At 65.5% G+C, this 8,286-nt stretch carries 9 protein-coding genes; 6 read left to right on the forward strand and 3 right to left on the reverse strand.

All coding sequences use genetic code 11. The features are described 5' to 3' along the window. The 3 genes from JKG68_RS33055 to JKG68_RS29835 form a co-directional block, all read left to right on the forward strand. Nucleotides 1-302, forward strand: a 302-nt coding sequence (locus JKG68_RS33055) for a hypothetical protein (protein ID WP_210346493.1), incomplete at its 5' end; no start/stop codon positions are given. Nucleotides 303-569: 267 nt separating this feature from the next. After that, complete coding sequence (locus tag JKG68_RS29830; RefSeq protein ID WP_202065782.1) at nt 570-2,603, forward strand: M23 family metallopeptidase; 2,034 nt, start codon at nt 570-572, stop codon at nt 2,601-2,603. 5 nt (nt 2,604-2,608) lie between these two features. Next, a complete protein-coding gene (locus JKG68_RS29835; RefSeq protein WP_202065783.1) occupies nt 2,609-3,526 on the forward strand; it encodes an AEC family transporter in 918 nt (305 codons plus the stop codon). Here the strand turns inward: JKG68_RS29835 and gluQRS are convergent. Then, nucleotides 3,505-4,398, reverse strand: a complete 894-nt coding sequence (gene gluQRS / locus JKG68_RS29840; RefSeq protein WP_202065784.1) for a tRNA glutamyl-Q(34) synthetase GluQRS — start codon at nt 4,396-4,398, stop codon at nt 3,505-3,507. The genes JKG68_RS29835 and gluQRS overlap by 22 nt on opposite strands. Nucleotides 4,399-4,431: 33 nt before the next feature. On the opposite strand from gluQRS, the gene JKG68_RS29845 reads away from it, so the two are divergent. Both JKG68_RS29845 and JKG68_RS29850 read left to right on the forward strand, forming a co-directional pair. Beyond that, the gene (locus JKG68_RS29845) at nt 4,432-5,076 is read left to right on the forward strand and encodes a DNA-3-methyladenine glycosylase family protein (protein ID WP_202065785.1); all 645 of its coding nucleotides are present in this window, start codon (nt 4,432-4,434) and stop codon (nt 5,074-5,076) included. A gap of 59 nt (nt 5,077-5,135) precedes the next feature. Then, the gene (locus JKG68_RS29850) at nt 5,136-5,819 is read left to right on the forward strand and encodes an alpha/beta hydrolase (RefSeq protein ID WP_202065786.1); all 684 of its coding nucleotides are present in this window, start codon (nt 5,136-5,138) and stop codon (nt 5,817-5,819) included. Here JKG68_RS29850 and JKG68_RS29855 read toward each other — a convergent pair. Next, the gene (locus JKG68_RS29855; RefSeq protein WP_202065788.1) at nt 5,816-6,586 is read right to left on the reverse strand and encodes an HpcH/HpaI aldolase family protein; all 771 of its coding nucleotides are present in this window, start codon (nt 6,584-6,586) and stop codon (nt 5,816-5,818) included. The genes JKG68_RS29850 and JKG68_RS29855 overlap by 4 nt on opposite strands. Before the next feature lie 58 nt (nt 6,587-6,644). Beyond that, the gene (locus tag JKG68_RS29860; RefSeq protein ID WP_202065790.1) at nt 6,645-6,968 is read right to left on the reverse strand and encodes a DUF1476 domain-containing protein; all 324 of its coding nucleotides are present in this window, start codon (nt 6,966-6,968) and stop codon (nt 6,645-6,647) included. A 237-nt stretch (nt 6,969-7,205) separates the two neighbouring features. Here JKG68_RS29860 and purC point away from each other — a divergent pair, with 237 nt between their 5' ends. Continuing rightward, nucleotides 7,206-8,000, forward strand: a complete 795-nt coding sequence (purC, locus tag JKG68_RS29865) for a phosphoribosylaminoimidazolesuccinocarboxamide synthase (RefSeq protein WP_202065792.1) — start codon at nt 7,206-7,208, stop codon at nt 7,998-8,000. The last annotated feature ends 286 nt before the right edge of the window (nt 8,001-8,286 follow it).

Consider the following 8,286-nt stretch of genomic DNA (forward strand, 5'->3'; position numbering starts at 1 on the left):
TGACAGAGCACCTCCATCTGTGGGTTTCCCCACAGCGGTGTACTCACCAAAGCATAGATCAGGTCGATGTCTTCTTAAACGACCGCTCTTGCAAGCAGTCCGCAAGGACACCGCCGCCTACGCTTCTCTTTCTTTCTTCACTTGTCAAAGAGCAGATGCATCTCGCGATGCACTCGATAAAAGAACCCTCCGCAGAACAGACTTTGTTCCCGACCGAAGTCGGGCCCAGCAGCCCGGTCTCTGAGGAGGTTCTAGGCGCCGTTCGCGTCAGCGGCGGCGTCGATGAGCGGTATATAGGCTGAACCCTTTCGGACTGTCAACGCCCTTGTGCAAGTTTTTTGACATTCTTCCGATCGGCCCGGTTTTCGCCCCTGCCCCACAGGTTTTTCGAACCATGCCTCACTGCCGACACAGTGCGGACTGAAGCAGGGCCGCAGCACAGGCTCCACGTCCAGACAGTTGGCGGGGGGCTTGAGCTTATCTATTGACCTGTGCGGTTGCGCTCTCGTGTGCTAGATGGCCTCTGGTATTCGCGACCGCAATCCGCCTCTTCGATGCCGCAGAGACATATGAGCCAACATCCCCCAGACGATAACTATGCCAAAGGCTCGCACAGAGAGCCCTTGCGGATGTCGTCCGGGGTCGATCTTGGGCATGAGCCGCCCCTGAACAGCAATGGCAGTGCGGCCCCTGACATCGCCAGGAGAGACGTCAACCTTCGCTGGCTGGGAGCCAGCGTCCTGACCGGGGTGACAGGCGCCGCTCTGATCGGAGCCTCCATCTATGTGGCGCTCGAAGGTGCAACAGTCTCCGCGCTTCCTCCCGAGCGAGCCGCCGTCAACGGTCTCTCCCCATCGACCACTGGCGAGGAACGCGCGTCGAACGCCGCCCGGAAGGCCGACCGGCTGAACATGACGGAGCACACGGTCTCCGCAAGGCAAAGCTTCAAGGCTCCCATGACGATCCGCAACGGCGAGCGGGAGGCCATCAAGGTTCGCCACTTCGTGCGCGTTGCCACCAATCTGTCCCTGACCGCCGGAACCTATGCGTCCGACATCCCGCCCTTCAATCCCTTGCGCCTTTTTGCCGAGGATACGGAGGAGCGTGTCGATCCAACCCCGGAAATCGCCGATGCCGACGTCTCGGTCATCAGGCGCGATCTCGCCTCGGTGGCCATCGAGGCGAGCGCCCCCTCCCTGACCGACAGCGACGTGCTGGCGATCCTCGAAGAGGAGCGGCGCCTATTCAACGAGGCCGGACGCCGAACCTCGGTGCCGATTCCCGCCCAGCAGATGCTGTCGCGGACCCTGCGGCAGCCCGAGGTGCTCGGCGAGGCTCTGGGCTATGCGCGCATCGTCGATGCGCCCTTCAGCACGATCGAGGTGCGCGTCGTTCCCGAGAACGTCACCGAACTTGCAAAGATCGAGCAGAAGGCCATCGCTCCCCTGATCGAGGAGCGCGATGTCGTTCTCAGAAAGGGCGAGACCCTCGAGACGGCCCTGCGCAGTTATGGGGCCAATCCAGAGCAGATCGCCGCGGTCACGTCGGCCCTGGCTGCGCGGATCAAGGTCGCGGCCATGACGGAAGGCCAGCGCTTGCGCATTCTCATTGCGCCTGGGCCCCGCCTCGGCGATCCGAGACAGATCGTTCGTGTCATCGCCTTTGGCGAACGAGGCATTGAGGGAGTTGCGGCCACCAACGATCGCGGCATCTTCGTTTCCGTCACCCCTCCGAACGATTCTTCCGCGCAGCAAGTCGCCGAAGCCTCCGAGGAAGAGGGTGAGGAAGAGGGCCGTGGCGGCGTACGGCTCTATGAGAGCCTGTACGAAACAGCCCTCAAGAACGACCTGCCCCGCCAGACCGTGGACGAGCTGGTTCGCATTTTCGGCTATGACGTGGATTTCCAGCGCCGGGTCTCGCAAGGGGACAGCTTCGAGATCTTCTTCGGCTCCGACGACGAGGCCGGAACGCCCGAGGTTCTTTATGCCGCCCTCACCGTCGGGGGCGAGCAGCGTCGCGTCTACCGCTATCAGGGCGATGACGGCACGATCGACTTTTTCGACGAATCCGGCCGTTCCCTGAAGAAGTTCCTGATCCGCAAGCCGATTGCGGACGGTATCCTGCGCTCGGGCTTCGGTTCGCGCTTTCATCCGATCCTCGGATATTCGCGGCCCCACACAGGCGTCGACTGGGCCAACAGGGTCGGCACTCCCATCATCGCCGCCGGCAATGGCTCCGTGCTGAAGGCAGAGTGGGATTCAGGCTATGGCCGCAGGGTCGAGCTTCAGCATACGAACGGCTATGTGACGGCCTATTCCCACATGTCGAGCTTCGCCAAGGGCATCTCGCCGGGCAAGAGGGTTCAGCAGGGCCAGGTCATCGGCTATGTGGGCAATTCCGGCCTCTCCACCGGCCCCCACCTGCACTATGAGGTGATCATCAACGGCAGCTTCGTCGATCCCTTGAAGATCCGCCTCCCCCGTGGGCGTGAGCTCGAGGGACGCGGGCTGGTGGAGTTCAAGCGCCAGCGGGAGCAGGTGGATGAGCTGATGGCCCACAGCGTTGCCGCGGCCAGCCTCTCCCAGCGCGCCGAACTGCGCTAGACCCCATGGTCGAGCTGTTTGCGATCGTCTTGCCGGTCTTCGGCCTGATCGGCATCGGCTACGCGGCGCGCCTGACGGGCTTCGTGTCGGAGCGGGCCGGCGAAGGCCTGTCCGAGTTCGTCTTCACCCTGTCCCTTCCCTGCCTGATCTTCCGCACGCTCGTGCGCGCCGAGATCCCGGCCGTCCAGCCCTGGGGGTACTGGATCTCGTATTTCGCCGGCGTGGCCGTCGTCTGGCTCCTGGCCTCCTGGACCGGGAAGCGCTTCTTTGGCGTGAAAGGTGTTTCGGGCGTCGTTGCCGGGTTTGCGGCCGGACAGGCGAACACCGTCTTCGTGGGCGTGCCGATGATCCTCAAGGCCTATGGCGACGCCGGCGCGGTTCCGCTGTTTCTTCTGATCGCCGTTCATCTGCCGGTGACGATGACCCTGGCGACGATCCTGGCGGAGGGGCGCCAGGCCTCTCCTCTCATGATCCTGCGCCGCCTTTTCACGCACCCCATCGTCGTCGGGATCCTGGCCGGATCGGCCTTCCGGCCGGTTGCGGGCCATGTACCGGCGCCGGTCTGGCAGGTCATGGACCTGCTTGCGAGCGCGGCGGTCCCCTGCGCCCTGATCTCCATGGGAATTGCGCTGCGCCGCTACGGGATGCAGACGGGCTGGAAGCTGCCGACCCTGATCTCGTTCCTGAAGCTCGTGGTGCATCCCCTCGTGGTGCTGCTGCTCGCCACCCTGGTGTTCGACATGCCCCCGGTCTGGGCGGGCGTTGCGGTGCTCTTCGCCTCGTGCCCGTCGGGCATCAACGCGTATCTGTTTGCCGAGCGCTATGGGGAAGGCGTGGCCCTGGCCTCGAGCGCGGTCACCCTCTCGACGTTTCTGGCCCTGGGCACCACCGTGGCCTGGCTCTACGTGCTGGGCGTGGGCTGAGGATCGAAGCCGAGGCGCTGCCGGATGGCGTGCGGGGTGACGCCGTCGGCGCGCAGCTCCGCCAGGGCCTCGGACCGGCGGCGTTTCGCCAGCTTGTCGCCCGTGGGATCGAGAACCAGCTCATGGTGATGGTAGAGCGGCGTCGGGAGCGCCAGCAGGGTCTGCAGCAGCACGTGCATATCGGTCGCCGCTTCGAGATCCCGGCCGCGGACCACATGGGTGACGCCCTGGAGCGCATCGTCCACCACCACGGACAGATGATAGCTCGTGGGCGTGTCCTTGCGGACGATCACCGCATCGCCCCAGCGCCAGGGCCGCGCCTCCAGGATCTGCTCACGGCCCTCGCGGTCGAACCGTCTGTACGTATGAGGCACAGGCATCAGCGCCCGGAGAGCCATCCCGTCCAGACGCCACGCATGGGCCTCGCCTGCGCCGATACGGCGTTGGATCTCCCCCATGGAGATTTCCCGGCAGGTGCCCGGATACAGGGGAGCGCCGTCGGGATCGCGGGGCCAGGGCTCACCGCCCGCTTCCCGGCAGGCGACCCCCTCCGCAATGTCCTTGCGCGAGCAGAAGCAGGGATAAACCACCCCCCTCCCCTTCAGGCTCAGGAAAGCGGCGTGGTAGTCGGCGAAATGCTCCGACTGCCGCCGCACCGGCCTTTCCCAGCCCAGCCCCAGCCATGCGAGGTCTTCGTAGATCGCCCTCTCGAACTCGGGACGGCAGCGTGTGATATCGATGTCTTCGATCCGCAGGAGGAACCGGCCTCCGTAGCGCCGGGCGAAATCATCGTTGAGCAGGGCGGAATAGGCATGGCCCAGATGAAGCCGCCCATTAGGGCTGGGGGCGAATCGGAAAACGGGCTTCGTCACGGGAGCCTGAGGGTAAGAAGGAACATGAAAGCAATGACCACCCTCCTCGAAACGGACGCGGTTCTCAAGAGGGGCCTGGACGCGCTCGCCAAGGCCGATCCCGTCATGGCGGGGCTGGTGGCGGACGGGATCGTGCCGGAGCTGCGCAAGCGCCCGCCGGGCTTCGAGGGCCTGGCCTGGATCGTGGTGGGCCAGCAGGTCTCGACAGCCAGTGCGGCCGCCATCTGGGCGCGCCTGCGCCGGATCCTCGAGCCGGCCACCCCGGACACCTTTCTCCGGCTGTCCGACGAGAGCCTGCGGGCTGCCGGGCTTTCGGCCGGAAAGGTCAAGACGATCCGCGCCATCGCAACAGAGGTCACCGAGGGCCGCCTCCCGCTCGACCGGCTGCACGAACTCTCGGCCGAGGAGGCTCATGGCCTGCTGACAAGGGTGAAGGGGATCGGCCCCTGGACGGCGGATATCTACCTTCTCTTCTGCCTCGGGCACCCGGATGCCTTTCCGAGCGGCGATCTCGCCGTGCAGGAGGCGGCTCGTCTCGCCTATGGGCTGGACCAGAGGCCGGACGCCAGGGCGCTCACGGCCCTTGCCGAACGCTGGCGCCCCTGGCGCGGTGTGGCGGCCAAGGTGCTCTGGGCCTATTATCGCGTGGTCAAGGCGCGGGAGGGTGCGCCGGCCTGACCGGCGGCGTGCCCCATCCCGGAACTCCTCGGCTTCTGACGATCAAAGGATGATCCGTGATGGCTTCTATCGATGGTCCGCGCCTTGCTCCCGAATCCGGCACGCCCAAGCAGCTCGTGGTGCTCCTCCATGGCCTCGGGGCGGACGGGAACGACCTGATCGAGCTTGGGCAGCAATGGCGGGACTGGCTGCCGGATGCGGCTTTCGTGGCGCCGCACGCTCCCGACCCCTGCGGGAATGCTCCCATGGGGCGGGAGTGGTTTCCCCTCACCCTGAGGGACCCGCGGGAGTTCTGGCGCGGCGTCACCTATGCGGGCCCGGGCCTCGACGCCTTTCTGGACCGGGAGCTGACCCGCTATGCCCTGCCCGCCTCAAAGCTTGCCCTGGTGGGCTTCAGCCAGGGCGCCATGATGGCGCTTCACGTCGGCCTGCGCCGGGAGATCGCCCCGGCGGCCATCGTCGGCTATTCGGGCCTTCTGGTGCTGGAGGACGGGAAGGGTCCCGAGAGCCTTCGATCGACCGCGCGGTCGAAGCCGCCGATCCTCCTGATCCATGGCGACCGGGACGATGTGGTTCCGGTCGAGATGTTCTTCTTTTCCAAGGCGGCCCTGGCGGAGGCGGAGCTCCCCTGCCAGTGGCACCTGTCCGCAGGCGTCGGCCACGGCATCGACCCGGAGGGCTTGCGGCAGGGAGGCCTGTTCCTGGCTCAGGCTTTCGGGCTCCCCGCTGCCGGGGGAGTTTAGCCTCGCGCGGCGGCGAGAGCCGCCTGTGCCCCGGCCTTGAGCATGGAGATGTCGGTGCCGATGGACACCATGTGAAAGCCCTTGCGGGAAAGCTCGACGGCCCGTGCACCCGATACGGCGTAGATGGCCGCAAGCTTGCCTGCGGCCTTCACCCGGGCCAGGGCATGGTCCAGGGCCTTTTCCACCTCGGCGCCGGCGGGGTCCAGGCCCCTGCCTCCCGACAGGGCGATGGAGAGGTCGGACGGGCCGATGAAGACTCCGTCGATTCCGGGCACCGCCAGGATGTCGTCGATGATGTTCAGGGCTTCGCGGGTCTCCACCATGGCGAATGAGACGGTAAGCCCATTGGCCTGCTGGAGATAGTCTCCGGGATCGAGCCCCGACAGGGTCAACGCCCCATAGGCTCCCCAGCTGCGCTCGCCCATGGGTGGGAATTTCATGAAGCTCGCGAAGCGCCGGGCATCCTCGATGGTGTTGATCATGGGGGCGATCACCCCTGCGGCGCCCGCATCGAGAAGGCGCGACGCAGTGGCGAAGTCCCCCACAGGGATCCGAACCAGAGCGGGTTTTGCCGCTGCCGCGATCAGCTGCACCGCCTGGAGCGAGGCGGTAAAATCGATGGAGCCGTGCTGCATGTCCAGAACCACCGCATCGAACGCCTCCCGGGCCAGAAGCCCGGCAACCGATGGATCCGGCATGCCGCACCAGGCAACCAGGAGGGGGGCGTCTGCGCGCAGGCGGTCGGGGAAGGACGGATTGATCGGCATGGGGCTCTTTCGGTGATGTGGATGGTCCGGCGGGTGCTCCGCCAAGGCGAAAGGGGCATTATTGCCCCGCCTTGATCTCCTCGATGGCGCGGGCCATCAGCTGTCCCAGCTTAGCCTTCAGATCGGCCTCGTCCACCGGCTTGCCCGCATCCTCGAGATCCCGGAAGACCTTGCGGAGCACGTCCCCGTCCCCAGGCTCCTGGAAGTCTGCCTGAACGACGCTGCCCGCATAGGCCTGCGCCTCGTCCCCAGTCCTGCCCATGCGCTCGGCGGCCCACAGGCCGAGTAGCTTGTTGCGCCGCGCCGTCGCCTTGAACCGCAACGCCTCGTCATGGGCGAACTGCCGCTCGAAGGCGTCCTCACGCTCGTTGAACATGGTCATCGGTCCATCCTCCCTGATTCATCCTCATGCGATATAAGGGCGCACTCGCGCCGGCGCCATGCCGCCCCCATCTTGTAGAAGGTGCCCTCATCGGGCGGTTGCCGTGTCGTTCACCTCTCCTCGTTGTGCTTGCTCAAGGGATCGGATAGGTTGCCCCTCAGGCGGAGCGCCGGTGTCAAGCCGCGCCTACGCCAGCCGCGGACCTGAACCCTTCTATCCTCAAGGAGCCTCGGCAAAATGGATTTTCTCAAACCACGGTACACGCCTATGAATCGTCGCCGTCGCATCTATGAGGGCAAGGCGAAGGTCCTCTATGAGGGCCCGGAACCCGGAACGCTCATCCAGCACTTCAAGGATGACGCGACCGCCTTCAATGCCAAGAAGCATGAAGTGATCGACGGCAAGGGCGTGCTCAACAACCGGATCTCGGAATACCTGTTCCAGCATCTGAACGACATCGGCATCCCGACCCACTTCATCCGCCGCCTGAACATGCGCGAGCAGCTGATTCGCGAGGTGGAGATCATCCCCCTCGAGGTGGTGGTGCGCAACGTGGCGGCAGGCTCGCTCGCCACCCGGCTGGGCATCGAGGAAGGCACGCAACTCCCCCGTTCGATCATCGAGTTCTACTACAAGAACAACGACCTGAACGATCCGCTCGTGTCGGAGGAGCACATCACCGCCTTCGGCTGGGCCTCCCCCCAGGAGATCGACGACATCATGGCGCTCGCCATCCGGGTCAACGACTTCCTGTCCGGCCTCTTCCTGGGCGTCGGCATCCGGCTCGTGGACTTCAAGCTGGAGACGGGCCGTCTCTGGGAGGGCGAGATGATGCGCATCGTCGTCGCCGACGAGATCTCCCCGGATTCCTGCCGCCTCTGGGACATCAAGTCCAAGGACAAGCTCGACAAGGATCGCTTCCGCCAGGACATGGGCGGGCTGGTCGAGGCCTATTCGGAAGTGGCCCGCCGCCTCGGCATCCTGGCCGAGAACGAGAACCCGGTCACGGGCGGTCCGCGTCTGGTGCAGTAAGGCGCTCAGCCCTCGGCTGTTTCGAAAGCCCGGCCCTGTGCCGGGCTTTTCTTTGCCCGTATCGGTGATCGGCGCTGGTTTCCTCCCCCATGTGGGGAGGGCTCGTCGCCCTCGTCTTCCCGCGATCTGCGGTTCTGCTCGCAGCACCGGATGGCCGTGTGTGAGGGTGGCGTCATTAGGCGCTGCCACTGTGATGGTTTGTCAAAGATCCAGCGCCTTCGGGCCCGCAGCCTTGGGCTGCGAGCCTGAAGAGCACACGAGGGTGGCGCAAGCTGCAGCCCGGCTC

The sequence above is a fragment of the Microvirga aerilata genome, from assembly GCF_016743775.1.
Lineage (GTDB): Bacteria > Pseudomonadota > Alphaproteobacteria > Rhizobiales > Beijerinckiaceae > Microvirga > Microvirga aerilata.

Excerpts from the sequence above, each read along its gene's own strand:
- JKG68_RS29835 (WP_202065783.1), top strand. The coding sequence starts at position 2,609 with ATGGTCGAGCTGTTTGCGATCGTCTTGCCGGTCTTCGGCCTGATCGGC.
- purC (WP_202065792.1), top strand. The coding sequence starts at position 7,206 with ATGGATTTTCTCAAACCACGGTACACGCCTATGAATCGTCGCCGTCGC.
- JKG68_RS29850 (WP_202065786.1), top strand. The coding sequence starts at position 5,136 with ATGGCTTCTATCGATGGTCCGCGCCTTGCTCCCGAATCCGGCACGCCC.
- JKG68_RS29860 (WP_202065790.1), bottom strand. The coding sequence starts at position 6,968 with ATGACCATGTTCAACGAGCGTGAGGACGCCTTCGAGCGGCAGTTCGCC.
- JKG68_RS29855 (WP_202065788.1), bottom strand. The coding sequence starts at position 6,586 with ATGCCGATCAATCCGTCCTTCCCCGACCGCCTGCGCGCAGACGCCCCC.
- JKG68_RS29830 (WP_202065782.1), top strand. The coding sequence starts at position 570 with ATGAGCCAACATCCCCCAGACGATAACTATGCCAAAGGCTCGCACAGA.
- JKG68_RS29845 (WP_202065785.1), top strand. The coding sequence starts at position 4,432 with ATGACCACCCTCCTCGAAACGGACGCGGTTCTCAAGAGGGGCCTGGAC.